General features: G+C 74.5%; 24 protein-coding genes, 1 pseudogene and 1 riboswitch. Of the genes and pseudogenes, 19 read left to right on the top strand and 6 right to left on the bottom strand.

Features of this window, described 5'->3' with window-relative positions; all coding sequences use genetic code 11:
- Positions 1-92 precede the first annotated feature (92 nt).
- The gene (locus ACFXHB_RS08530) at positions 93-866 is read left to right on the top strand and encodes a GntR family transcriptional regulator (RefSeq protein WP_380573076.1); all 774 of its coding nucleotides are present in this window, start codon (positions 93-95) and stop codon (positions 864-866) included.
- A 147-nt stretch (positions 867-1,013) separates the two neighbouring features.
- On the opposite strand, the gene ACFXHB_RS08525 is transcribed toward ACFXHB_RS08530, so the two are convergent.
- On the bottom strand, positions 1,014-1,436 hold the full coding sequence (locus tag ACFXHB_RS08525) for an HIT family protein (RefSeq protein ID WP_380573075.1): 423 nt from the start codon (positions 1,434-1,436) through the stop codon (positions 1,014-1,016).
- A 46-nt stretch (positions 1,437-1,482) separates the two neighbouring features.
- Between ACFXHB_RS08525 and ACFXHB_RS08520 the strand changes: the two genes are divergently transcribed.
- Positions 1,483-1,788 carry a YegP family protein gene (locus ACFXHB_RS08520; RefSeq protein WP_380573073.1) on the top strand — a complete coding sequence of 102 codons (306 nt, stop codon included), beginning with the start codon at positions 1,483-1,485 and terminating at the stop codon, positions 1,786-1,788.
- Positions 1,789-1,914: 126 nt separating this feature from the next.
- Here the strand turns inward: ACFXHB_RS08520 and ACFXHB_RS08515 are convergent, their stop codons facing one another.
- The gene (locus ACFXHB_RS08515; RefSeq protein WP_380573071.1) at positions 1,915-2,610 is read right to left on the bottom strand and encodes an MSMEG_1061 family FMN-dependent PPOX-type flavoprotein; all 696 of its coding nucleotides are present in this window, start codon (positions 2,608-2,610) and stop codon (positions 1,915-1,917) included.
- A gap of 128 nt (positions 2,611-2,738) precedes the next feature.
- Here ACFXHB_RS08515 and ACFXHB_RS08510 point away from each other — a divergent pair, with 128 nt between their 5' ends.
- Entirely contained in the window at positions 2,739-3,044 is a 306-nt protein-coding gene (locus ACFXHB_RS08510; RefSeq protein ID WP_380573069.1) for an antibiotic biosynthesis monooxygenase family protein, read from the top strand.
- Between the two features lie 60 nt (positions 3,045-3,104).
- On the opposite strand, the gene ACFXHB_RS08505 is transcribed toward ACFXHB_RS08510, so the two are convergent.
- On the bottom strand, positions 3,105-3,353 hold the full coding sequence (locus ACFXHB_RS08505) for an SCO4226 family nickel-binding protein (protein WP_380573068.1): 249 nt from the start codon (positions 3,351-3,353) through the stop codon (positions 3,105-3,107).
- 236 nt (positions 3,354-3,589) lie between these two features.
- Positions 3,590-3,717: riboswitch (FMN riboswitch) on the top strand.
- Between the two features lie 187 nt (positions 3,718-3,904).
- Between ACFXHB_RS08505 and ACFXHB_RS08500 the strand changes: the two genes are divergently transcribed.
- From ACFXHB_RS08500 to ACFXHB_RS08455, 10 genes are all read left to right on the top strand, one after another.
- Entirely contained in the window at positions 3,905-4,567 is a 663-nt protein-coding gene (locus ACFXHB_RS08500) for a riboflavin synthase (protein ID WP_380573067.1), read from the top strand.
- Between the two features lie 56 nt (positions 4,568-4,623).
- Positions 4,624-5,211: a nicotinamide riboside transporter PnuC gene (locus ACFXHB_RS08495; protein ID WP_380573212.1), complete on the top strand. Its 588-nt coding sequence runs from the start codon at positions 4,624-4,626 to the stop codon at positions 5,209-5,211.
- Positions 5,208-6,467: a bifunctional 3,4-dihydroxy-2-butanone-4-phosphate synthase/GTP cyclohydrolase II gene (locus ACFXHB_RS08490; RefSeq protein WP_380573066.1), complete on the top strand. Its 1,260-nt coding sequence runs from the start codon at positions 5,208-5,210 to the stop codon at positions 6,465-6,467. Before ACFXHB_RS08495 ends, ACFXHB_RS08490 begins: the two co-directional genes overlap by 4 nt.
- A 42-nt stretch (positions 6,468-6,509) precedes the next feature.
- A complete protein-coding gene (ribH, locus tag ACFXHB_RS08485) occupies positions 6,510-6,983 on the top strand; it encodes a 6,7-dimethyl-8-ribityllumazine synthase (protein WP_380573065.1) in 474 nt (157 codons plus the stop codon).
- A 123-nt stretch (positions 6,984-7,106) separates the two neighbouring features.
- A complete protein-coding gene (locus tag ACFXHB_RS08480; protein WP_030306151.1) occupies positions 7,107-7,379 on the top strand; it encodes a phosphoribosyl-ATP diphosphatase in 273 nt (90 codons plus the stop codon).
- 50 nt (positions 7,380-7,429) lie between these two features.
- Positions 7,430-8,278, top strand: a complete 849-nt coding sequence (gene hisG, locus ACFXHB_RS08475; RefSeq protein ID WP_380573064.1) for an ATP phosphoribosyltransferase — start codon at positions 7,430-7,432, stop codon at positions 8,276-8,278.
- Between the two features lie 153 nt (positions 8,279-8,431).
- Entirely contained in the window at positions 8,432-8,866 is a 435-nt protein-coding gene (locus tag ACFXHB_RS08470) for a PH domain-containing protein (protein WP_380573063.1), read from the top strand.
- Positions 8,867-9,135: 269 nt separating this feature from the next.
- On the top strand, positions 9,136-10,476 hold the full coding sequence (locus ACFXHB_RS08465; RefSeq protein WP_380573061.1) for a hemolysin family protein: 1,341 nt from the start codon (positions 9,136-9,138) through the stop codon (positions 10,474-10,476).
- The gene (locus tag ACFXHB_RS08460; protein WP_380573060.1) at positions 10,473-11,519 is read left to right on the top strand and encodes a hemolysin family protein; all 1,047 of its coding nucleotides are present in this window, start codon (positions 10,473-10,475) and stop codon (positions 11,517-11,519) included. The genes ACFXHB_RS08465 and ACFXHB_RS08460 overlap by 4 nt, the downstream gene beginning before the upstream one ends.
- A 123-nt stretch (positions 11,520-11,642) precedes the next feature.
- Entirely contained in the window at positions 11,643-12,626 is a 984-nt protein-coding gene (locus ACFXHB_RS08455) for an NAD-dependent epimerase/dehydratase family protein (protein WP_380573058.1), read from the top strand.
- A gap of 58 nt (positions 12,627-12,684) precedes the next feature.
- Here ACFXHB_RS08455 and ACFXHB_RS08450 read toward each other — a convergent pair.
- Positions 12,685-14,770 (bottom strand): annotated as a pseudogene (locus ACFXHB_RS08450) (AAA family ATPase); the annotation flags it as partial.
- Positions 14,771-15,199: 429 nt separating this feature from the next.
- Positions 15,200-15,757, bottom strand: a complete 558-nt coding sequence (locus ACFXHB_RS08445) for a uridine kinase (protein ID WP_380573211.1) — start codon at positions 15,755-15,757, stop codon at positions 15,200-15,202.
- Positions 15,758-16,148: 391 nt separating this feature from the next.
- Between ACFXHB_RS08445 and ACFXHB_RS08440 the strand changes: the two genes are divergently transcribed.
- Positions 16,149-17,312, top strand: coding sequence for an acyl-CoA dehydrogenase family protein (locus ACFXHB_RS08440; protein WP_380573056.1), 1,164 nt, complete (start codon positions 16,149-16,151; stop codon positions 17,310-17,312).
- A gap of 135 nt (positions 17,313-17,447) precedes the next feature.
- Here the strand turns inward: ACFXHB_RS08440 and ACFXHB_RS08435 are convergent, their stop codons facing one another.
- Complete coding sequence (locus ACFXHB_RS08435; protein WP_380573055.1) at positions 17,448-17,900, bottom strand: hypothetical protein; 453 nt, start codon at positions 17,898-17,900, stop codon at positions 17,448-17,450.
- A 229-nt stretch (positions 17,901-18,129) separates the two neighbouring features.
- Between ACFXHB_RS08435 and ACFXHB_RS08430 the strand changes: the two genes are divergently transcribed.
- The 5 genes from ACFXHB_RS08430 to fxsA all read left to right on the top strand — a co-directional run bounded on the left by ACFXHB_RS08430 (position 18,130) and on the right by fxsA (position 23,346).
- A complete protein-coding gene (locus ACFXHB_RS08430) occupies positions 18,130-18,570 on the top strand; it encodes an Lrp/AsnC family transcriptional regulator (RefSeq protein WP_329486516.1) in 441 nt (146 codons plus the stop codon).
- 31 nt (positions 18,571-18,601) lie between these two features.
- On the top strand, positions 18,602-20,266 hold the full coding sequence (locus ACFXHB_RS08425; protein ID WP_380573054.1) for an amidohydrolase: 1,665 nt from the start codon (positions 18,602-18,604) through the stop codon (positions 20,264-20,266).
- Between the two features lie 102 nt (positions 20,267-20,368).
- Positions 20,369-20,824 carry an N-acetyltransferase gene (locus ACFXHB_RS08420; RefSeq protein WP_380573053.1) on the top strand — a complete coding sequence of 152 codons (456 nt, stop codon included), beginning with the start codon at positions 20,369-20,371 and terminating at the stop codon, positions 20,822-20,824.
- 169 nt (positions 20,825-20,993) lie between these two features.
- Complete coding sequence (lnt, locus tag ACFXHB_RS08415) at positions 20,994-22,616, top strand: apolipoprotein N-acyltransferase (RefSeq protein WP_380573051.1); 1,623 nt, start codon at positions 20,994-20,996, stop codon at positions 22,614-22,616.
- Positions 22,617-22,776: 160 nt separating this feature from the next.
- Positions 22,777-23,346, top strand: a complete 570-nt coding sequence (fxsA, locus tag ACFXHB_RS08410) for an FxsA family membrane protein (RefSeq protein ID WP_380573050.1) — start codon at positions 22,777-22,779, stop codon at positions 23,344-23,346.
- Positions 23,347-23,422 lie beyond the last annotated feature (76 nt).

Here is a 23,422-nt window from a genome sequence, read left to right as displayed (position 1 = left end):
GGAATGGTCTATACCTGTCAAGGGGGTGGCGGCGCTCCGGGGCGAATTCGGCCGGAATCGGACGGCCCCGACCGGTCTGCGAGGATGGCGCCATGGAACAGACCTCCGGGCCGGCCACCCCTCCCGGCCCCGGCGCGCCGATCAGGTCGGGTATCCCCGAACACGGCCGGGTGCCCAAGTACTACGCCGTCAAGGGCCGGCTGGAGGAGCTGGTCGACGAGCTCGGCGAGGGCGGCGTGCTGCCGACCGAGCGCGAGCTCGCGGCCCGCTTCGAGGTGGCCCGGGAGACCCTCCGGCAGGCCCTGCGCGACCTGCTGATCCAGGGGCGGGTCCGCCGGCGCGGGCGCAGCACCGTGGTCGCCGGGCCGAAGCTGGAGCAGCCGCTCTCACTGGCCAGCTACACCGAGGGCGTTCGCCGCCAGGGCAGGGTCCCCGGCCGCAACCTGATCGGGCTGGAGCAGTTCGCCGCCGATCCGCTGCTCGCCGGACAGTTGGCCGTCGCGGTGGGCGAGCGGGTCTGGCACCTGGAGCGGGTGCTGCTCGCGGACGGCGAGCGGGTCGGCCTGGAGAGCACCTATCTGGCGGTGGCCCGGGTGCCCGCGCTGGACCGGGAGTTCGACCCCGGAGCGTCCTTCTACGCCTTCCTCCGGGAGAAGGCCGGCATCGAGTTCGGCGCGGCCGACGAGCGGATCGAGACGGTGCTCGCCTCCCCGCGCGAGGCCCTGCTGATCGGGACCCCGCCCGCCCTGCCGATGCTGCTGCTCCACCGGCTGACCCGGGACACGACCGGGGCCCCGCTGGAACGGGTGCGCTCGCTCTACCGGGGCGACCGGTTCAGCTTCACGACCCGGCTGGAGGCCGGCTGACGGCGCGGGCCCACCCGCCCGTCGCCCCCGCTTCCCCCGCTCCCCCCGGCGGCCCGGAGCCCGGCGGCCCGCCCCCGTCCCCGTCCGGGCGTCCCCGCTCACTGCCCCCGTCCGGCGTTCCCCGCCCCGGCCGCTACGGACCGGACGCTACGGACCGGAGGCGGCGAGCGCCGCCCGCAGCCGGTCGGCGACCGCCGCCGCACCCGCCTCGTCCGGGTACGTCCCGCGCGGCCAGAAGAAGCCGCGCAACCCGTCCTTCGGATTGCGCGGCACCACGTGCACGTGCAGATGCGGCACCGACTGACTGATCCGGTTGTTCGCCGCGACGAAGCTGCCGGCCGCCCCCAGCCCGCGCTCCACGGCGGCGGACACCCGCTGCACCCGCAGGAAGAACGGGCCCACCTGCGCCGCCGGCAGGTCCGCCAGCGTGCGGTGGTGGGCGCGCGGCACCACCAGCACATGACCGGGGAAGAGCGGCCGGCGGTCCAGGAAGGCCACCGCCACCTCGTCGTCCAGGACGAGGTGGGCCGGCTCCCGGTGCGCCACCACCGCGCAGAAGACGCAGTCCATCCGTCCATTCAAACCACCGTCCGCCGGCCCGGCACCCCCGCGGGTCGTGCGCCGCACCGCGTCACCCGTCCGGCCGCCGACCGGGTGCGGCGGCCGGACGCGCGGGCGCAGGGTGCTGGAGGGGCGCACCCCGCGTCCCGTCGAGGACGAGGAGGTGGCCCGGATGTCGGGCAAGTTCGAGGTCTACGAGGACGCCGGGGGCAAGTACCGGTTCCGGCTCAAGGCGGGCAACGGCGAGATCGTCGCCACCGGGCAGGGCTATGCGAGCAAGGAGGCGGCCCACAAGGGGGTCGACGCCGTCCGGCGGGCGGCCGCCGACGCGAGCGTGGTGGACGTCAAGGCCGCGGCCTGAGACCGGTCCGCCACCGGGGCGTCGACGGCGGGCGGCGCACCGGCCCTCCGGGGTCGGTCCGCCGCCCCGGGCCAGGAGCCCACCGGGCGGGGGCCACCGGCCGGGAGGTCCGCCGGGCCGGGCCCGCTACTCGTACCGGTAGAGCAGGGCCTCCCGCTCGGTCTGCTCGATCATCTCGATGGTCAGCGCGGGATCCCGCAGGTGGGACAGGGTGACCTCGGCCGAGCTGGGCTGCTCGTCCTTGCCGAGCCAGTTCTCCGGCTTCCACGCCGAGCCGCGCAGGAACGCCTTCGGGCAGTGCGCGTACACCTCCTCGACCCCCACCACGATCGCGCTGCGCGGCGGCTTGCCGACCGCCGTCAGCTGCTCCAGCAGCCGCGGGTCGGTGGAGACGCAGGCCCGCCCGTTGACCCGGAGCGTGGTGTCCCGGCCCGGCACCACGAAGATCAGCCCGACCTGGCCGGTCTCGACGATGTTGTGCAGGGTGTCCAGCCGCTTGTTCCCGGTGGCGTCCGGGATCGCGAGGGTGTGCTCGTCCAGGACCGACACCAGCCCGGCCGGGCCGCCGCGCGGCGACACGTCGCACCGCCCGGCCGCGTCCGTGCTGGCCACGAAGACCATCGAGGCGCAGGCGATCAGCTTCCGTGCCACCTCGTGGAGGTGGTCCACCTGCTTGCGCCGCGCGTGGTCGCCGGGCTGCTCGTAGATCTCCCGCAGCTCGGCCGCGGCGCGGACCGCGTTCGCCTCCAGCGCCGCGAACAGGCTCTCCGGGGGCGTGGGTCCGGACTTTGACGACAGGGCAGCTTCCGGCGTGATGGTCATACTGGAAATCTAGCGAAGGCGTCCCCGCGGCCGGCCCGGAGGCTCTCGTCGCGGCACCATTGGGCCCTCCCCACCAGGCATTTCGCGCAGATAATGGGGGACAGGGCCTTTCGCGGGAGGTGGTGGACGTGATCGTCAGGATCTGGGCCGGGCAGGTCATGGCCGGGCGCGTCGAAGAGTTCTGCGCGGTGCTGACCACGCAGGTGATCCCCGAGCTCGGGCGGACGGACGGCTGTCTGGGCGGCGAGCTGCTGCGCTCGGTGGCCGAGGAGGGACACCGGGTGCTGGTGGTGAGCCGCTGGCGGGACGAGGAGGCCCTGCGCGGGTACGCCGGGCCGATGTGGCGGATCAGGCCGGTCTGGTCGGAGGGCGAGCTGCGCTACCTCGCGCACCCGCCCGAGGTCAGCCACTTCACGCCGGTCCCGGCCGGCTGAGCCGGTCGCGGGCGCGGCCGGACCGGGAGCGCCGGTCCGGGGGTCCCGGTCCGGCCGGCGTCACACCGCGATCGGTACCGGGTGGACCTCGTCCGCCGGGTGGCCGGTGCGCTCGTGGACACGCTGCACGGCCTCCTTCGACGGTGCCTCGGAGAGGCAGTACACCGTGCCCGATTCGGGGTCGGCCCAGGCCTGCTCGAAGTGCACGCCCTCCTCGGCCTCGATCGCGAGATCGGCCTGGTGCGCCATCCGCAGTTCCTCGCCGGTGATTCCGGTCATGCCGTGGTGGACGTCCATGAACTTGGCCATCGTCCTCGCACCTCCAGGAGTCCCGGTCGGCCGCTGCCGGCCGGCTACCACCAGACTGCGCCCGCCGCACCCCGGGCCGCCACCGGGCGGCCGGGGGGGCGTCGCACCGCCGTCGCGGACACCCGCGCGCGCCCCCGGGCATTCCCGCTCCCCGCGTGAAACAGGCCACAGCGGAAGCCTCTCCCTCGCCCTGCGCGGACCGTGGCACAATGACGTCAGTAGTAGCAGTGACGTTCAGCGCACTCCGGGGTCGGTGAAAATCCGAACCGGCGGTTACAGTCCGCGACCCGTCCGCAGCCAGCGGCCGGTTGACCAGGTGAAATTCCTGGACCGACGGTTAAAGTCCGGATGGGAGGCGTGCGCGGCGGACGAAGAGCAGTGCCCGTGGTCCCCCGGTGGACCTCGGGGAGGTGTGCGACGGGAGAGTCCTCTCCCGGCGGTTCGCGGTGACCTGGCGACGGGTCCTGCCGTCGGCCCGCGCACCCGCGCCCGTCCGTGTCCTCTCCCGTGCCGCCCCGGAGTCCGCGCCCCTAAGCGCGAGGAGAACCCGGGTGTTCACCGGCATCATCGAAGAGCTCGGCGAGGTCGTGTCGATCGAGGAGATCGGCGACTCCTCGCGGATCCGCCTGCGCGGCCCGGTGGTCTGTCAGGACGCGCGCCACGGCGACTCCATCGCGGTCAACGGCGTCTGCCTGACCGTGGTCGACTCCCCTGAGCAACTGGCCGCGGGCACCGCTGAGTTCAGCGCCGACGTGATGGCCGAGACGCTCCACCGCTCCAGCCTGGGCGAGCTCGCGCCCGGCTCCCGGGTCAACCTGGAGCGCGCGATGGCACTCGGCGCCCGGCTCGGCGGGCACCTCGTCCAGGGCCACGTCGACGCGACCGGCACCCTGGTGGGCCGGGAGCCCGGCGAGCGCGACGCCGCCGGCGAACTCCGCTGGGAGGTGCTGCGCTTCTCGCTGCCCGCCGCCATCTCCCGCTACCTGGTGGAGAAGGGGTCGATCACCGTCGACGGCGTCAGCCTGACCGTGGTCGAGGCCGCCCGCGACAGCTTCACCGTCAGCCTCATCCCGGCCACCCTCGCGCTGACCACGCTCGGCACGAAGGCCGTCGGCGAGAGCGTCAACCTGGAGGTCGACGTCCTCGCCAAGTACGTGGAGCGGCTGCTCGACTCCCGCGCCCTGCCGTCGACGACCGCCGGAGAATCCCAGTGAACTGGCTCAGTGGAGAAGCGTTCACCGTCTTCGGTGAGCACGTGAAGTGGGCCGACATGATCGGCAACCTGCTCGGCCTGCTCGGTCTGGCGCTCGGCTGGCGCCGCTCGGTGTGGAGCTGGCCGGTGCAGCTGCTGTCCGGCGCCGTGCTCATCACGGCCTACCTGAACGGCCACGTCCCCGGCCTGATCGGCAAGCAGCTGATCGTGGTCGCCACGGCGGCCTGGGGCTGGACGCGCTGGCGCCGCGGCCGCCGGGGCGCGGACGGGATCGCCGTCCGGTTCGCGAGCTGGCCCGAGCGGGCCGCCCTGGTGGTCGGCACCGCGCTCGGCACCAGTGCGCTGGCCTGGCTGTTCCTGGCCAACCCCAGCCTGTCCTGGAGCCCTTGGTCGGACGCCTACATCTTCGTCGGCACGCTGGCGGCGATGGTCGCCCAGGCCCGCGGCTGGGTGGAGTTCTGGTTCGCCTGGATCGCCGTCGACGTGGTCGGCGTCCCGCTCGCCTTCAACAGCGGCTACTCCTTCTCCGGCCTCACCTACTCCATCTACTTCGTCCTGGTACTGCTCGGCCTGCGTTCCTGGTGGCTGAGCACCCGTGCGCCGCGCCCCACGTCCGCCACCGTCCCCCAGGGAGCCACGGCATGACCACCGACCAGACCGACGACCTCGACCTCGTGCTCGACCCCGTCGAGCGGGCCGTCGCCGACATCGCGCTCGGCCGCGCCGTGATCGTGGTCGACGACGAGGACCGCGAGAACGAGGGCGACATCGTCTTCGCCGCCTCCGCGGCCACCCCCGAGCTGATGGCCTTCACCATCCGGTACAGCTCCGGCGTGATCTGCGCCCCGATGACCGGCGCGGAGCTGGACCGGCTCAAGCTGCCCCCGATGACCCAGGTCAACGAGGACCGCAAGGGCACCGCGTACACCGTCTCGGTCGACGCCCGCGACGGGGTCGACACCGGCATCTCGGCGGCCGACCGCGCCCGGACCGTCCGGCTGCTCGCCAGCGCCGGCACCGAGCCCGGCGACCTCACCCGCCCCGGGCACGTCTTCCCGCTGCGGGCCGTCGAGGGCGGTGTGCTCGTCCGCCCCGGCCACACCGAGGCCGCCGTCGACCTGGCCCGGCTGGCCGGGCTGGCACCGGCCGGTGCCATCGCCGAGGTGGTCAACGACGACGGCACCATGGCCCGGCTGCCCGAACTGGTCGCGTTCGCCCGCGAGCACGGACTCGCGATCATCTCCATCGAGGACCTGATCGCCTACCGCCGGCGCACCGAACTCCACGTGGACCGGGCCGCCGTCACCGCGCTGCCCACCGCGTACGGGGAGTTCACCGCGGTCGGCTACCGGGGCACCATCGACGGCGTGGAGCACCTCGCGCTGGTCGCCGGCGGGCTGGACGCCGACGGGCGCCTGCCCGACGGTGAGGACGTGCTGGTGCGGGTCCACTCCGAGTGCCTCACCGGTGACGTGTTCGGTTCGCTGCGCTGCGACTGCGGCCCGCAGCTGGAGGCCTCGCTCGGCAAGGTGGCCGAGGCCGGCCGGGGCGTCGTCCTCTACCTGCGCGGTCACGAGGGCCGGGGCATCGGCCTCGCCCACAAGCTGCGCGCCTACGCGCTCCAGGAGCAGGGCCGCGACACCGTCGACGCCAACCTCGACCTCGGCCTGCCCGCCGACGCCCGCGACTACAGCATCGGCGCCCAGATGCTCGGCGACCTCGGCGTGCGCTCGCTCACCCTGCTCACCAACAACCCGGAGAAGCTCGCCGCGCTCACCGAGCACGGCCTCAAGGTCAAGGGCCGCGAGCCGGTCGAGACCCCGGCCGGCGAGCACAACCTGCGCTACCTGCGGACCAAGCGCGACCGGATGGGCCACGACCTGCCCGGTCTCGGCTCCTGAGACCCCCTCCGTCCCGACCGACCCCCGAAAGAGGAACAGCACATGAGCGGCCACGGAGCCCCCGAGCTCACCATCGACAACGCCGCCGGCCTCAAGGTCGCCGTGATCGCCGCCCAGTGGCACGAGCAGGTGATGAACGGCCTGCTGGACGGCGCCCACCGCGCCCTCAAGGAGCTCGGCATCGACGAGCCGACCGTGCTGCGGGTGCCCGGCACCTTCGAGCTGCCGGTCGCCGCCAAGCGCCTCGCGGACCGCGGCTACGACGCCGTGATCGCGCTCGGCGTGGTCGTCCGCGGGGGCACCCCGCACTTCGACTACGTCTGCCAGGCCGCCACCTCCGGTCTCACCCAGGTCAGCGTCGACACCGGTGTCCCGGTCGGCTTCGGCGTCCTGACCTGTGACAACGAGCAGCAGGCACTCGACCGTGCGGGCCTGCCGGGCTCCGCCGAGGACAAGGGGCACGAGGCCGTCACGGCGGCCGTCGCCACCGCCGTCGTCCTCAGGTCGGTGGCCTGACCGGGGCCCCGCTCGGTGGGCGCGCCCACCGGCACGGTCCCGGACCGTGGATGTCCACCGGACTGTCCACGGTCCGGGACCGTTTACCGCCCGTAAGCCCGCACGCCGTAAGGTGAGTCCATCATGGCTTCGAAGACATTCGAGGAGCTCTTCACCGAGCTCCAGCAGAAGGCCGCCACCGGCGACCCCTCGTCCTCCCGTACCGCGCAGCTCGTCCAGCAGGGCGTCCATGCGATCGGCAAGAAGGTCGTCGAGGAGGCCGCCGAGGTCTGGATGGCCGCCGAGTTCCAGTCCGACGAGCAGACCGCCGAGGAGATCTCCCAGCTCCTCTACCACCTTCAGGTGATGATGGTCGCGCGCGGGCTGACGCTCGACGACGTCTACAAGTACCTCTGAACCGGTCCGAACAGCACACCCCCCTCCCAACAGGTAAGGAACAGACCTCCATGCTGCGCATCGCCGTCCCCAACAAGGGTTCGCTCTCGGGTCCCGCGGCGGAGATGCTCCATGAGGCCGGTTACCGCCAGCGCAAGGACCCCAAGGAGCTCGTGCTCGTCGACCCGAACAACGAGGTCGAGTTCTTCTTCCTGCGCCCGCGCGACATCGCGGTGTACGTCGGCTCCGGCCGGCTGGACGTCGGCATCACCGGCCGCGACCTGCTGCTGGACTCGCACTCCAACGCCGAGGAGGTGCTGGCCCTCGGGTTCGGCGGCTCCACCTTCCGCTTCGCGCGCCCGGAGGGCGTGGACGTGAAGGACGTGCAGGGCCTGGAGGGGCTGCGGATCGCCACCTCGTACACCGGCCTGGTGGAGCAGCACCTGGCCGACCACGGCATCAAGGCCACCGTGACCAAGCTGGACGGCGCGGTGGAGACCGCGGTGCAGCTGGGCGTGGCCGATGTGATCGCCGACGTGGTGGAGACCGGCACCAGCCTGCGCAACGCCGGGCTGGAGGTCTTCGGCGAGCCGATCCTGATCTCGGACGCCGTGGTGATCCGTCCCAAGGGCGCGGGGGAGGACGCGGGTGTCGACCAGTTCCTGCGCCGCCTCCAGGGTGTCCTGGTGGCCCGCCGCTACGTGCTGATGGACTACGACATCCGGGCCGAGAGCGTGGGCGCCGCCGTCGCGCTGACCCCCGGCCTGGAGTCGCCGACCGTCTCCCCGCTGCACACCGAGGGCTGGGTGGCCGTCCGCTCGATGGTGCTCCGCAAGGAGGCCCAGCGGATCATGGACGACCTCTGGGGCATCGGTGCCCGGGCCATCCTGGTCACCAACATCCACGCCTGCCGGCTCTGAGCCACCTCGGGTGAAGCCGCGGAGGTAAGCAGCGGTTCAATGGGGCGGGGGCGCCGGTCGGCGCCCCCGCCCTTTCGCCGACAGCGGCCGGTTCGCTGCCGGCAGCCGGCGGTTGCCGGTACCCGCCCCGACTGGAAGACCCCGGAGACCCACGTGACCACCCCCGCCGAGTTCCCCGTCACCTGGGCCCCGCGCCGTACCCGGGCCGTGCTGCTGCCGGTCTGCGCGCTGCTGGTGGTGATGTTCGCCGCGATCGCCGTCGCGCTCCCCGCCAGCTGGCAGTTCAACGACCGGCTCATGATGGTGCTCAGTGGCGTGCTCTTCGCCGGCGCCGGCCTGATGCTGGCCCGGCCCAGGGTGATCGCGGACGCCGAGGGCGTCACCGTGGTGAACTTCGTCCGCCGCCGCCGGCTGACCTGGGCCGAGATCGTCCGGGTCAACTTCCGCCAGGGCGACCCGTGGGCGACCCTCGACCTGGCCGACGGCACCTCGCTGGCCGCGGTCGGCATCCAGTCCGGGCTCGGCAAGGCGCAGGCGATCGCGGACGCCCGGGCGCTGCGCGACCTGGCCGAGCGTCGCGGTCGCTGACCCCGGCGGGGCCAGCCCGGGACCGCCCCGGAGCCGGCCCCGGACCCGCCCGTGAACCCGCCCCCGGACCCGCTCCGGAGCGGGTCCGAACGGGGGGCCGACAGTCGCACGGGTATCGTCTACGCTGGTAAAAAGCGGGGCAAAGCCATGCCATTCGACAGCGAGCCCTGCCGGAAACGACTTGAGGAGTGACTCCCCCCGTCCATGGACGATCCGTCCGGTAGTACCTGCGCCGCCCGACTTCCCCACCCCGGAAGGCAGGCGGCACTGTGATCACCGCCTGGCTGTTGCTGCTCGCGGCGTTCCTGCTCATCCTCGCCAACGGCCTCTTCGTGGCAGCCGAGTTCGCCTTCGTGACCGTCGAGCGCGGCGCGGTGGAGCGTTCCGCCGAAGCCGGTGACGCCAAGTCCGGCCGGGTCGCCCGGGCCCTGCGACACCTCTCGTTCGAGCTCTCCGGTGCCCAGCTCGGCATCACCGTCACCTCGCTGGTGGTCGGCATGCTCGCCGAACCGGCCCTCTCCGTCCTGCTGAAGCCCGTGTTCACCGCCGTCGGCCTGCCCGACGGGGCGGCCCGGGGCGTCGCGGTGATCGTCGGCATGCTGCTGGCCACCGTGGTGCAGATGGTGATCGGCGAACTCGTCCCGAAGAACTGGGCGATCTCCCGGCCGCTCCAGGTCGCCCGCTCGGTGGCCTCCCCGCACATGGCGTTCTCGCGCGCCTGCCGCCCGCTGATCAGCTTCCTGAACGGCTCGGCGGACCGCACCGTCCGGGCCTTCGGCATCGAGCCGCAGGAGGAGCTGGGTCACGCCCGGACCCCCGCCGAGCTGGGCTCGCTCGCCCGGCACTCCGCCCGGGCCGGGGTGATGGACGAGGAGTCGGCCACCCTCTTCGTGCGCACCCTCGGCCTCGGTGACCTCACCGCCGAGTCGGTGATGACCCCGCGCGTCGACGTCGCCGCCCTCCAGCGCGACGCCAGCGCCGCCGACGTGCTCAACCTCACCCGGGCCACCGGCCTCTCCCGCTTCCCGGTCTACACCGACAGCCTGGACGAGGTCACCGGCACCGTCACGCTCAAGGACGCCCTCGCGGTGCCGCCCGCCCGGCGCGGTCTGGTCAGGGTCGGCGACCTCGCGGTGCCGCCACTGCTGGTGCCGGAGACGCTCCCCGCCGAGCGCCTGCTCGACCGGCTGCGCCGGCTCCAGCCGATGGCCATCGTGGTCGACGAGTACGGCGGTACCGCCGGTGTCGTCACCGTCGAGGACATCGTCGAGGAGCTCGTCGGCGAGGTGCAGGACGAGCACGACCCGGCCGACACCCCCGAGCTGCTCCCGCTCCCGCCGGTCCACGGGCTGCCCGTCTGGGCCGCCGACGGCCGGGCCCGGCTGGACCAGCTGGAGTCCATCGGCCTGCACGCTCCCGACGGCCCGTACGAGACCCTGGCCGGTCTCGTCTCGGACCTGCTCGGCCGGCTGCCCGTCCCGGGCGAGCAGGCCGAACTGCCCGGCTGGCGGTTCACCGTCGAGGCGGTGGACCGCCACCGCACCAGCCGGGTCCGGGTGGAACGCACGACCGGGCGCGCGCGCCCCGGTGCCGAGGACGGGACCCGATGACCGCGCTCCAACTGGCCGTCGCCCTCCTGCTCCTGCTCGGGAACGCGTTCTTCGTCGGCGCCGAGTTCGCCGTCATCTCGGTCCGTCGCAGCCAGATCGAACCGCTCGCCGAAGCCGGCGACAAGCGGGCCCGCACCGTGCTGCACGCGCTCTCCAACGTCTCCGCGATGCTCGCCGCCGCCCAGCTCGGCATCACCGTCTGCTCGCTGGGCCTGGGCGCGCTCGCCGAGCCGACCATCGCCCATCTGCTGGAGGGCCCGTTCCACGCGCTCGGCGTGCCCGCCGCCCTGATGCACCCGCTCTCGTACGGGATCTCGCTGGCCGTGGTGGTCTTCCTGCACATGGTGATGGGCGAGATGGTGCCGAAGAACATGGCGCTGGCCGGTCCGGAGAGGGCCGCGCTCTGGCTCGGCCCGCCGCTGGACCGCCTCGCCCGCTGGCTCGCGCCGGTGATCGTCTTCCTGAACGCCTTCGCGAACGCCGTGCTCAGGCTCTTCAAGGTCGAGGCCAAGGACGAGGTGGAGTCGGTCTTCACCACCGAGCAGCTGATGTACCTGCTGCTCGACTCACGGGACGCCGGCCTGCTCGACGAGGGCCGCCAGGAGCGCCTGGAGGACGCCCTGGAGCTGGGCCGGCGCCCGGTCACCGAGGTGCTGCTCCGGCCCGAGCAGCTCGTCACCGTGGACACCAAGGTGACCGCCGCCCAGGTCGAGGAGCTGGCGCTGCGCACCGGCTTCTCCCGGTTCCCGGTCACCGACGGCGACCCGGCCGCCCACGGCTACCTGGGCTATCTGCACCTCAAGGACATTCTGGACGTCGAGGACCAGGCGGCGCCCGTCCCGGCCCGCCTCTGGCGCCCGATCACCGTGCTGCGCGGCACGCTCCCGCTGGACGACGCGCTCGGCGCGATGCGAAGAGCGGCCTGCCACCTGGCCGCCGTGCTCGACCAGGACGGGCGCACGCTCGGCGTGGTGACGCTGGAGGACGTGGTGGAGGAGCTGGTCGGCGAGGTGCACGACCCGGACCACCGCTCCGCCGCCTGACGTCGGCAGGCCGGTACGTCGGCCGGGCCCGGTCCGGCCGGGCCCGGCCGTTCTGCTGCCGGCGAATCCGCTGTGAGCGTGCGACGGTTCCCGGGACGCCGTCCGCCGGGCAGGGTGGTCGGCATGAGACTGCTACTGCTGGGTGGGACGGAGTTCGTCGGTCGGACCGTGACCGAGGAGGCGCTGGCACGGGGGTGGGAGGTGACGGTCTTCCACCGGGGGACGCACGCGCCGCCGGCCGGCGCGCGGGTCCTGCACGGCGACCGGACGGCCGGCGACGGCCTGGCCGCGCTGGCCGAGGGGGAGTGGGACGCGGTCGTGGACACCTGGTCCGGCGCGCCCTCGGCGGTGCGCGACAGCGCCCGGCTGCTGGCCGGCCGGGTCGGCCGCTACGCCTACGTGTCGAGCCGCTCGGTGTACGCGTACCCGACCCCGGCCGGGGCGGACGAGACCGCACCGGTGGTCGAGGGCTCGCCGGACGCCGGCGACGTCCCGTACCCGCAGGCCAAGCGCGGTGGCGAGCTGGCCCTGCTGGGCGCCTTCGACGACCGGGCGCTGCTGGTCCGCGCCGGGCTGATCCTCGGCCCTCACGAGAACATCGGCCGGCTGCCCTGGTGGCTCGGCAGGATCGCCCGCGGCGGCCCGGTGCTCGCGCCCGGCCCGCGGGACCTGCCGGTGCAGTACATCGACGCCCGGGACCTCGCGGGCTGGACGCTCGACGCCCTCGCGGCCGGCCTCGGCGGCGCGTACGACCTGGTGAGCCCGCAGGGGCACGCCACCATGGGCGAGCTGCTGACGGCCTGCGTCCGGGCCACCGGCTCGGACGCGCGGCTGCGCTGGACGGAGCCCGGCCCGATCCTGGCGGCGGGCATCGAACCGTGGAGCGACCTGCCGGTCTGGATCCCGCCGGGGGAGCTGCACGCGACCATGCACGGCTCCGACGTGTCCCGGGCGGTCGCCGCCGGGCTGCGCTGCCGGCCGGTCACGGAGACGGTCGCGGACACCTGGGCCTGGCTGCGGTCCGTCGGCGGCACGGCGCCGCAGCGTCCGGACCGGCCGGTGGTCGGCCTGGACGCGCAGCGGGAGGCCGAGCTGCTCGGCTCCTGAGGCCCGGAGCGGCGGCCGGGCCCGCCGGCCGGGGGCCGGCCGCCCCGGCGGTCGGTCAGCCCCGGCCGTCGATCAGCTCGCCGTAGGCCTGCACGAGGTCCGGCAGCCGCAGGGTCGCGAGGTCCTCGCGGCCCGGCGGCTCGCGCAACAGCGAGAGCCGCAGGTCCCGGTAGGCGCAGGACTTCTCGTACAGGGTGCGGATGAACCGCCCGTTGCCCAGGTCGTCGATCCAGCCCTCGCGGACCACGTGGACGCAGATGCTGGCCAGCTCCTCGGCGGCGTCCTCGTCCCAGCCGTCGCCGTCCCGGTCGGCCAGCGCGGCGCCGATCGCCGTGAGCTCGTCGGGGCGGTAGCTGGGGAAGTCGACCCGGGTGGTGAAGCGGGAGTTGAGGCCGGGGTTGGTGGCGAGCAGCCGGTTCATGCCCTCCGGGTAGCCGGCCAGGATCACCACCAACCGGTCGCGGTTGTCCTCGGCCCGCTTGAGCAGCACCTGCAGCGCCTCGTCGCCGTAGGCGTCGCCCTTGCTGTAGCCGGAGTTGGAGAGGCTGTACGCCTCGTCGATGAAGAGCACGCCGTCCAGCGCGGAGTCGATCAGCTCATTCGCCTTGACGGCCGTCTGGCCGAGGAACTCGCCGACCAGGTCGGCCCGCTGGGCCTCGACGAGGTGGTCCCCGGAGAGCAGCCCGAGGGCGTGGAAGACGCGTCCGAGGATGCGCGCCACGGTGGTCTTGCCGGTGCCGGACGGGCCGGAGAAGACGAAGTGACGTTTCGGCGGCTGGACCGGCAGCCCCTGGGCCGCCCGCAGCCGGGACATCCGCAGCTGCGCGGAGAGGGCCCGGACCTGCCGCTTGACCGGCTCCAGTCCGACCATCCGGGAGAGTTCGGCCAGCGCCGCGTCCAACTCCCGCTCGCTGCCGCTCCGTCCGGCGGGGGCGAAGCCGCCCTCCGCCGATCTGGTCAGGGCCTCGCCCCGGACCGGTTGCGCCGTCCCGGCCGAGGCGACGGGGGCCGGCGGCCACTCCGTCGCCCGGCGACTCCGGCCCGGCCGGTCCACCGGTCCCGGCCGGGAAGGCCCCGGCCTGGGAGGGCTCGGGCTGCGACGGCTCCGCCGGGTACGCATCGGGCCGGCCCGCATCGGGCTGGTAGGGCTCGGACTGGTAGGGCTCACCGGCGAACGCCTCGGAAGGGAACGCCTCGGAAGGGAACGCATCGGGCTGGAACGGCTCGCCCGGGTAGGGCTCGGCGGGGAACCCGCCGGCTTCGGGGCCCGGGACCTCGCACCCCGAGGCCTCCAGCGCGACCGGGTCCAGCCCCGACTCGTCGGCGCCGACCGCGTCCAGGCCCAACGACAGGGCGTCGAAGCCGTCTTCGCCCCCCGCCGGCCGCCCGGCCTCGCGGCCGAGGCCGCCGACCGCGTCCAGCAGCGCGTCGACCACACCGTCCTCGGCGGAGATCGCGGCGAGCCGGGTCGCGGTGTCCATGAAGGCCGGATCGGCGCGGTGCACCGCCCGGTAGAGCGGCAGCGCGGCGGCACTGCGCCCGGCCCCCTCGTAGGCCCGGGCCAGCCAGTACCGCAGCTCCTTGCGCTGCGGCTGCTCGGAGCGGCAGCGGGCGAGCGAGGCGGCGAGCGGCGCCTGGGCCTGGGCGCACATGTCCAGCCGGACCCGCGCCATGCCGGCGAAGAGCCCGGCCTCGATCCCGAGCAGCGGGTCGTCCAGCAGCCGGTCGGTGTCCCGGATCAGCTGCTCCCAGTCCTTGAGCAGATAGGAGCGGCAGGCGTGCAGGAAGCGCGCCGAGGGGTCCTCCTCCGGGATCGGACACTGCTCCAACGCCTTGTCCAGCGCGGCCAGATGACGGCCGTCCAGCCAGTGCGAGGCGTGGGCGAGCGCCAGGTCGCGGCCGTCCTCCAGGACGGGCTGCACCCACCAGCCCAGCCAGTACCAGGAGCTGAGCGGGCGCCGGTGGAGCCGGCGCTGTTCGCCGAACCGGGTCCGGTGGCGGTACATCGCGAGGAGCGCGCCGGAGGTGTCGCTGCGCAGCGCGTGCAGACCGAGCCAGGCGTCGGCCATCCCCGGGTCCAGCCGCACGGCCGCGCGGAACTCCTCCTCCGCGCGGGCGTACGCGCCCGCCGTGTACGCGTCCATGGCGCGCAGCCAGGCGCGGTCGGCGAGCCGGTTCGGAGCCGCGCCGCCTGCGGTGTTGCCGTCGGAACTGTCCACCGTCGTCACTCACGCCCCCCGCGTGTGCCTCGGGGCTCGGTCGGCGATTCGTCGTGCGGAGAAGCCGGCCGGTCGTCGATAGCCCCCGGGGCGCATATGCGCCTCCAGGAATCGTACCGGCGCGGCGCTGATCCGGAAGAGTGCCGCACGGAGTCAAATGTGATCGGACGCGCGGTGGTTGGGAGCCGGTGCGGAGCCGGCGGGGCCGCGGGCCCGGTGTCGGTGGGCTCCGGGCGGCGGGAGGGGACGGCACCCCCGGCTCACGGGGGAACAAGCCGGGGATGCCGAGTCCGATGTTGCGCGATCAACGGCCTCGGCAACTGAGGAGAACCTAAGTCCTGGTGATACCGCAGGTCAAGGGCTTGTTGAAGGTTCACCGACGGTGTCCGGCGAGATCCGTCCGGTCACTCCGTCCACGGTCGTGGTGGCGTACGGGCGGCTGGGGTCGGCGGCGAAATGTGCCGATTCGGCTTGTGCCCAGCCGGCCCAGAAATCCGCCAGCCCCGGCCCGTCCCGTTCCTCGCCGCGTCGCCGGGCGTCCTCGGCCGCCAGCTCCATCCAGATCAGCCGGGCCAGTCGCGGCCGAACCGCCCGCCGCCCGGCGCCGACCCCCTCGATCAGCACCACCGGGGCGAGCGGAACCGCCGCGGTGCCGGCGAAGCGGCCCCGCGTCCAGTCGTAGACCCGGTACGCGGTGTCCCGGCCGGCGGCCAGCGGGTCGAGCACCTGCGCGCACAGCCGCTCCGTCCAGCCGAACGGCTCGGCGTGCGTGGCCAGGTCGTCCAGGTGGACCACCGGCGCACCTCCGAGGGCGGCGGCCAGCCGGCCGGTGAAGGTGGTCTTGCCGGACCCGGCGTGCCCGTCCACCGCGACCAGCCGGACCGGACCGCAGGACGGCTCCAGTGCGCGCAGCTCGGCGGCGAGCGCGGCGAGCGCTCCCGGGGCGTCGTAGGGCCCCCGCGCGGTGTTCGGGCCGGGCGTCGCGCGGTGCGGGCGGGCTGCCGCGCCGTGCGGGCCGAGCGCGCCCGGCGCCCCGCCGGCGGTGGGGGCCGTCAGGTCGCCCGGAGGGGTGCTGGGGGTTTCGGAAGAGGCCACATCGGCAACCCTACGGTGGCCCGTACGCCAGAGCGGACAGTGTTTCCTCGCAGCTCGTGACGGCAGCGCCGTCATCGGGCATACTCACTTCGCCACGCTTGTGAACGGCCGTTCACCGCAACCCGGTGCCGGTCGGGCCGACCTGCCACACCCGCGTCGGACCCGCCACACCAGGGTCCGGTGCCCGAACGAGGAGGCGACCGCCGCCATGACCCCGTCCCCCGCGAACGCCGTGGAACGCCAGCTGCCGACCGAGGAGGCCCGCGAACTGCTGAGCCTCACCCGGGACCTGGTCCAGCGCGAGATCCAGCCGCGCGCCGCGGAGGACGAGGCCGCCGGCCGCTTCCCGCGCGAGATCTTCCGCACCCTCGGCGAGGCCGGCCTGCTCTCCCTCCCGTACGAGGAGAAGTACGGCGGCGGCGACCAGCCGTACGAGGTCTATCTGCAGGTCCTGGAGGAGCTCGCGGGCGCCTGGCTGGCGGTGGGCCTCGGCGTCAGCGTGCACACGCTGTCCTGCCACGCCCTCGCCGGCTTCGGCAGCGACGAGCAGCGCGCCGCCTGGCTGCCCGGCATGCTCGCCGGCGATCAGCTCGGCGCCTACTGCCTCTCCGAGCCGCAGTCCGGTTCGGACGCCGCCGCGCTGCGCACCCGGGCCGACCTGGACGGCGAGGAGTACGTGGTCAGCGGCACCAAGGCGTGGATCACGCACGGCGGGGAGGCCGACTTCTACAGCGCCCTGGTGCGCACCGGCGAGCCCGGCCCGCGCGGCATAAGCTGCCTGTTGGTGCCCGGCGGGGTGGCCGGCCTGTCGGCCGCGCCGCCGGAGCACAAGATGGGCATGCGCTCCTCGCCGACCGCGCAGCTGCACTTCGACGGCGTCCGGGTCGACCGCGCGCGGCTGATCGGCACCGAGGGCCAGGGCTTCCAGATCGCGCTCGCCGCCCTGGACTCCGGCCGGCTCGGCATCGCCGCCTGCGCGATCGGGGTCGCCCAGGCCGCGCTCGACCTCGCGGTCGACTACGCCGGCACCCGCCGCCAGTTCGGCCGGCCGATCGCCGACTTCCAGGGGCTGTCGTTCATGCTCGCCGACATGGCCACCCAGATCGAGGCCGGGCGGGCGCTCTACCTGGCCGCCGCGCGCCTGCGCGACGCCGGGCGGCCGTTCTCCAAGCAGGCGGCGATGGCCAAGCTGTTCTGCACCGACGCGGCGATGCGGGTGACCACCGACGCCGTCCAGGTGCTCGGCGGGTACGGCTACACGCAGGACTTCCCGGCCGAGCGCTACATGCGCGAGGCCAAGGTGCTGCAGATCGTCGAGGGCACCAACCAGATCCAGCGCCTGGTGATCGGCCGCCACCTCACCGCGCGCTGACACCCCCCCCGAAGACGGCCTCCGGGCGTCGCTCCAGGGTGCGGAGCGGCGCCCGGAGGCATGCTCCGGACCGGCGCCGGGCCCGGGGTCGACCGAGAACTGACGATCGGTCGACCCCGGGCCCGGCGGCCGCCGTCAGCGCCGGACGAGCCGGCTGCGCTGCTGCGGGATGGCCGGCGCGGGCGCCGTCTGCACCGGGCGGTGCGCCACGGCGTGGGAGAACGGCTGGGTGCGCCAGTCGAGTTCGGACGGAAGGGCCAGCAGCGCCTCCAGGCCCGCCGCCTCGGCGTCCTCCGCCGACTCCACGTCCGCCAGGTCGTCCGTCGGAGCGCCCGAACCCGGGCAGAGCGCCGGCGAGAAGGGGTGCCAGGCGGTCGGCAGCACGGCGTGCTGCGGCAGCCGCTCCTCGTCGCCCACCAGGGCGATCGGGCGGCGGCACTCGGGGCAGTGCACCCGGAAGATCTCCCAGGTCTCGCCCTCGCCCGGATCCACCCCCGGCGCGAGCTCGTGGGGGACCGCGAGGTCCTCGCGGCCGGTCATATCGTGGGTGTCGTCGGCGCTCAGCGAATGCTGGTCAGTTGCACGCATGGTGATCCCCCTCGGATCGGGCCCGGCGTGGTCGCCCGGGGCCACAACCAGCACTTCCCGCCGATACGGACTCATAACCCTGCAGGCAGGTGCACGGTGATGCACCGGGTGTGTCCTTCGCCACATTCGCCCGGCATGTGCCCGCCCGGCACCCCCTGCGACCGCGAGTGACACCGTGCGCGCCCTCGGTGGCGCGACGCGCGCCCCCGACCGGGTAGGTTTGCGCCTTGTGGAGGATCTCGACCAACGCATCGTTCAGCTGCTCCTGGAGGACGGCCGAATGAGCTACACGGACCTGGGCAAGGCCACCGGCCTGTCCACCTCGGCGGTGCACCAGCGGGTGCGCCGCCTGGAGCAGCGCGGCGTGATCCGCGGCTACACCGCGATCGTCGACCCCGACGCGGTCGAGCTGGCGCTGACCGCGTTCATCTCGGTCAAGCCGTTCGACCCCAGCGCGCCCGACGACACCCCCGAGCGCCTCGCCGGGCTGCCCGAGATCGAGGCCTGCCACAGCGTCGCCGGGGACGAGAACTACATCCTCAAGGTCCGCGTCGGCGCCCCCGGTGACCTGGAGGACCTGCTGGCCCGGATCCGCAGCGCGGCCGGCGTCTCCACCCGTACCACCGTCGTGCTCTCCACGCCGTACGAGGCGAGGCCCCCGAAGCTCTGACCGCACCCCCGGGAGGTGCAGACTGGGCGCCATGACCGAACGCACCCTCCCTCCCGGCCCGCCCTCGGGCCGGAGGGGCCCACGAACCGTCCTGCTGCGCGGCGGTGCCGTGTACAGCCCTGCCGACCCCTTCGCGACCGCGATGCTCGTCGAGGGCGAGCACGTCGCCTGGGTGGGCAGTGACGGCGCCGCCGAGGCGTACGCCGACTCCGCCGACGAGATCGTGGAGCTCGACGGCGCCCTGGTCACCCCGGCCTTCGTCGACGCCCATGTGCACGCCACCGCCACCGGACTGGCGCTCACCGGCCTCGACCTCACGGGTCAGCCCTCGCTCGCCGCCGCGCTGGAGGCCGTCGCCGCCTTCGTGACGGCCCGGGCCGAGCCGGGCGGCGTGCTCATCGGCCACGGCTGGGACGAGAGCGGCTGGCCCGAGGGCCGTCCGCCGACCCTCGCGGAACTGGACGCGGCCGCCGGGGGCGCCGCCCTCTACCTCTCCCGCACCGACGTGCACTCCGCGCTGGCCACCACCGCGCTGCGCGCGCTCACCGCCGGTCTCGCCGACCGGCCCGGCTTCGCCCCCACCGGCCCGCTCACCCGCGACGCCCACCACGCGGTGCGGCAGACCGCGCTCTCCCACCTCACCCCCGAGCAGCGCCGGCGTGCCCAGCGCGCGACCCTGGCCCGGGCCGCCGAGCTCGGCATCGGCGCGCTGCACGAGTGCGCCGGCCCGGAGATCTCCTCCGAGCAGGACCTGGCCGCCCTGCTGGCCCTCGCCGCCGACGGCGACGGTCCCGAGGTGTTCGGTTACTGGGGCGAGCTGGGCGGCGTCGAGACGGCCCGCCGGCTCGGCGCGGTGGGAGCCGGCGGGGACCTCTTCGTCGACGGCGCGATCGGCTCGCACACCGCCTGCCTGCACAGCCCGTACGCCGACGCCGACCACACCGGCACCTCCTACCTGAGCGCCGAGCAGGTCGCGGACCACGTCGCGGCCTGCACCGAGGCCGGGTTGCAGGCCGGTTTCCACGCCATCGGCGACGCGGCCGTCGCGGCCGTCGTCGCCGGCGTCCGGGCGGCCGGCGAGCGGGTCGGCGCCCAGCACGTCAAGGCGCGGCGCCACCGTGTGGAGCACGCCGAGGCCCTGGACGAGGCGTCCGTCGCGGCCTTCGCCGAACTCGGCCTCACCGCATCCGTGCAGCCCGCCTTCGACGCCGCCTGGGGCGGTCCGGACGGCATGTACGTCCAGCGGCTCGGTGCCGAGCGCGCGGCGGCGCTCAACCCCTTCGCGGGGCTGCTGCGGGCCGGCGTCCCGCTGGCGTTCGGCTCGGACGCCCCGGTCACCCCGCTCGACCCCTGGGGCACCGTCCGGGCGGCGGCCTTCCACCGGACCCTCGACCACCGGATCTCGGCCCGCGCCGCGTTCACCGCCCACACCCGGGGCGGCTGGCGGGCGATCGGCCGCGACCAGGACGGGGTCCTGGTGCCCGGCGCGATCGCCAGCTACGCGGTCTGGGCCGCCGACGACCTCGTCGTGCAGGCCCCCGACTCCCGGGTGGCCGGCTGGTCCACCGACCCGCGCTCCGGCACCCCGGGGCTGCCCGACCTCACCCCGGGCCGCCCCCTCCCGGTCTGCCTGCGCACCGTGGTCCGCGGCCGGACCGTCCACGAGGCCGCGCCGGACCGCGAGGCCGCGCGCTGAACCCCGGCGCCGCGCGCCGGACCGCGGGCCCGCGGTCCGGCCCCGGGGCCGTGCGGTGGATCCCGGCGGACGGGCCGACCCGCGCCGCGTAGGTTGACCGCCATGAGTGATCATCCGCTGGTGCCCGCCGACTTCGCCGTCCCCCGGGCCCTCGCCGCCGAGGGGTTCCGCCTGGAACCCCTCGGCGAGCGGCACAACGCCTCCGACCTGGCCGCCTGGACGTCGAGCGTCGACCACATCCACGCCACCCCTGGCTGGACCGGTAGCTGGCCGCCCGCCGAGGGCATGACGCCGGAGCAGAACCTCGCCGACCTGCGCCGGCACGCCGCCGACTTCGAGCACCGCCGCGCGTTCACCTACACCGTGCTGGAGAGCCCCGGGGACGCCGTCGTCGGCTGCGTCTACATCCACCCGGACCGCGAGGACCCGGCGACCACCCGGGTCAGCTCCTGGGTCCGGGCCGACCGCGCCGAACTGGACGCCCCGCTGTACCGCGCCGTGGCGGCCTGGCTGGCCGCCGACTGGCCGCTGCGCACCGTCCGCCACAGCCCGCGCTGACACCCGCCCCCGGGGCCGGGAACCCGCTGATCGGCGGGCCACCCGGCCTCACGCGCGGGGCCCGTTCCGGGGTACCGTCTTCGCACAGCGTCCGAACTCAACGGACGGTGAAGAACGCGCGAACGGACCGACAAGCGCGGACAGCCCGACCAGGAAGAATGGTGCGCCGGTGGCACTGCCCGTCACACAGGAGCGGCCGGATGCCCTCCCCGAGGCGTCCGTGACGCCCGCCGCCCCCGGCCGTGCCGCCCGCGCCCGCGCCAAGGTCCGGTCCGGGCTGCCCCGCACCGGCCTGGCGGTGCTCGCCGGGCTGCTGCTCGCCCTCTCCTTCCCGCCGTTCGACCTCTGGCCGCTCTCGCTGGTCGGCGTCGCCGCGCTCTCGCTGCTCACCCTGGGCCGCACCGCCCGGCAGGCCGCCTGGACGGGCTTCGCCTTCGGTCTGCCGTTCTTCCTGCTGCTGCTCAGCTGGCTGCGGGTGGTCGGCTGGGACGCCACCGTCGGTCTCTCCGTGATCGAGGCGCTCTTCCTGGCGGCCCTCGGCTCCGGTCTCGCGCTCACCTCCCGGCTGCCCGGCCGGCCGCTCTGGGCCGCCTGCCTCTGGGTGACCCAGGAGTGGGCCCGCGACCGGCTGCCGCTCGGCGGCTTCCCGTGGGGCCGTCTGGCCTTCGCCAACACCGCCACCCCGTTCACCCCGCTCGCCGCGATCGGCGGTGCCCCGCTGGTGACCTTCGCGGTGGCGCTGGCCGGCGCCCTGCTGGCCTGGGCGGCCCTGCGGCTGCGCGGGCCCCGCCGGGCGCCCCGGGCCGCCGCACTGGCCGCGGCGGGCGCCGTCGCGGCCCTGCTGGCCGGCTATCTGGTCCCGGTGCCGACCGCGCCCGCCGACACCGTGAAGGTCGCCCTGATCCAGGGGAACGTGCCCAACCCGGGCATGGACTTCCTCGGCCGGCCGATGATGGTCCTCAACAACCACGCAGCCGCCACCGAGAAGCTCGCCGCCGACATCAAGGCCGGCAAGGTCGAGAAGCCGGACATCGTGATCTGGCCGGAGAACTCCTCCGACCTCGACCCGTTCAGCGACCCGCTCGCCTACCGGCGCATCGACGAGGCCGTGAAGGCGGTCGGCGTGCCGACCCTGGTCGGCACCCTGGTCGACGGCCCGGACGAGCAGCACGTCCAGAACGAGGGCATCGTCTGGGACCCGGTGACCGGCCCCGGTGCCTCCTACACCAAGCAGCACCCCGTCCCGTTCGGCGAGTACGTGCCGTTCCGGGACCAGCTCTCCAAGGTGATCACCCGGCTCCAGCGGGTCGCGCGGGACTTCTACCCCGGTGACCACAACGGCGTCATGCAGCTGGGGCCGGCCAGGATCGGCGACGTCATCTGCTTCGAGGTGGCGTACGACGAGATCGTCCGGGACACCGTCGACAAGGGCGCCCGGGTGCTCGTCGTCCAGACCAACAACGCGACCTACGCCAAGACCGGCCAGCCCGAGCAGCAGCTCGCGATGTCCCGGCTGCGCGCCGTCGAGCACGGCCGGGCCGTGCTGATCGCCGCCACCAGCGGGATCAGCGCCGTGATCGCCCCCGACGGCTCGGTGGTCCAGCGCACCGAGGAGCTGACGGCCGCCGAGCTGTCCGCCGTGGTCCCGCTGCGCGACGGCACCACGGTGGCCGATCGGGTGGGCGCCGTGCCCGAGTGGACGCTGGCCGTCGCGGGCCTGCTGGCCTGCGGGGCGGCCGTCCTGATCGGCCGCAGGAGGGGCACCCGCCCGCTCTCCTCCCAGTCCTCCTGACCCGCCGCCGACGGTCGGCGGGTGCCGCCGACCCTCCGCCCCCGCCTCCGGGCGGGGCCGGAACACCGGCCGTCGGTGGAGCGTTGGACCAGGTGGTGCCGTAGCCGGCCCGGACCTCCCGTGCGGCGCGCAGAGCACCGCTATGGAGTGGATTCGTACCGTGACCCAGCAAGCTACCCCTGCCCCTCAGGCCCGGCGCGGAAAGCTCCGCCGGGTGCTTCCGCTGGTGGTCACCGCCTGGCTGGTGCTGGAGATCTGGCTGCTGGTCCGGGTGGGCTCGTGGCTGGGCGGCCTGACCGTGGTGCTGCTGCTGATCGCCGGCGCGGTGATCGGCGGCTCGCTGATCAAGCGCGCGGGGCTGAAGGCGTTCTCCGCGGCGATCGACCAGAGCCGGGACCCGAAGTCGCAGCAGCCGCAGACCGGCACCAGCCTGACCGTGCTGGCCGGTCTGCTGCTGATGGTGCCGGGCTTCCTGTCCGACGCGCTGGCGCTGACCCTGCTCCTCCCGCCGACCAGGGCCCTGTGGCGGGCGGCCGGGCGCCGGTTCGCGGACAAGGCGCTGCGCAGCACCGCCGGCGTCGGCGCCGATCCGCTCGCGGACGCGATGCGGCTGCAGGAGCAGCTGCGCATCCACCGCCCGGACGGCAAGGTGATCCAGGGCGAGGTGGTCGAGCCGGGCGTCGGCCCGCGGGGCCCGGACACCACCTACCGGCCGCCGCTGAAGGGCTGACCACCCAAAGCCGACCGTGTGAGCCCGCGGCCGAACGGGGGAGGGGTTGCCCGGGCGGGCGCGGGCGCCGGCGGTT

This window comes from Kitasatospora sp. NPDC059327, assembly GCF_042752535.1.
Classification (GTDB): Bacteria; Actinomycetota; Actinomycetes; order Streptomycetales; family Streptomycetaceae; genus Kitasatospora.
This window is presented reverse-complemented; position numbering and strand designations above follow the sequence as displayed.

What these genes read in the sequence shown, in the direction of transcription:
- ACFXHB_RS08525 (WP_380573075.1), bottom strand. Translation starts at nt 1,436, where the DNA reads ATGGACTGCGTCTTCTGCGCGGTGGTGGCGCACCGGGAGCCGGCCCAC.
- ACFXHB_RS08440 (WP_380573056.1), top strand. Translation starts at nt 16,149, where the DNA reads ATGACCCCGTCCCCCGCGAACGCCGTGGAACGCCAGCTGCCGACCGAG.
- ACFXHB_RS08490 (WP_380573066.1), top strand. Translation starts at nt 5,208, where the DNA reads ATGACCACCGACCAGACCGACGACCTCGACCTCGTGCTCGACCCCGTC.
- ACFXHB_RS08420 (WP_380573053.1), top strand. Translation starts at nt 20,369, where the DNA reads ATGAGTGATCATCCGCTGGTGCCCGCCGACTTCGCCGTCCCCCGGGCC.
- ACFXHB_RS08530 (WP_380573076.1), top strand. Translation starts at nt 93, where the DNA reads ATGGAACAGACCTCCGGGCCGGCCACCCCTCCCGGCCCCGGCGCGCCG.
- ACFXHB_RS08425 (WP_380573054.1), top strand. Translation starts at nt 18,602, where the DNA reads ATGACCGAACGCACCCTCCCTCCCGGCCCGCCCTCGGGCCGGAGGGGC.
- ACFXHB_RS08435 (WP_380573055.1), bottom strand. Translation starts at nt 17,900, where the DNA reads ATGCGTGCAACTGACCAGCATTCGCTGAGCGCCGACGACACCCACGAT.
- ACFXHB_RS08455 (WP_380573058.1), top strand. Translation starts at nt 11,643, where the DNA reads ATGAGACTGCTACTGCTGGGTGGGACGGAGTTCGTCGGTCGGACCGTG.
- ACFXHB_RS08505 (WP_380573068.1), bottom strand. Translation starts at nt 3,353, where the DNA reads ATGGCCAAGTTCATGGACGTCCACCACGGCATGACCGGAATCACCGGC.
- ACFXHB_RS08460 (WP_380573060.1), top strand. Translation starts at nt 10,473, where the DNA reads ATGACCGCGCTCCAACTGGCCGTCGCCCTCCTGCTCCTGCTCGGGAAC.
- ACFXHB_RS08515 (WP_380573071.1), bottom strand. Translation starts at nt 2,610, where the DNA reads ATGACCATCACGCCGGAAGCTGCCCTGTCGTCAAAGTCCGGACCCACG.
- ribH (WP_380573065.1), top strand. Translation starts at nt 6,510, where the DNA reads ATGAGCGGCCACGGAGCCCCCGAGCTCACCATCGACAACGCCGCCGGC.
- hisG (WP_380573064.1), top strand. Translation starts at nt 7,430, where the DNA reads ATGCTGCGCATCGCCGTCCCCAACAAGGGTTCGCTCTCGGGTCCCGCG.
- ACFXHB_RS08480 (WP_030306151.1), top strand. Translation starts at nt 7,107, where the DNA reads ATGGCTTCGAAGACATTCGAGGAGCTCTTCACCGAGCTCCAGCAGAAG.
- ACFXHB_RS08495 (WP_380573212.1), top strand. Translation starts at nt 4,624, where the DNA reads ATGATCGGCAACCTGCTCGGCCTGCTCGGTCTGGCGCTCGGCTGGCGC.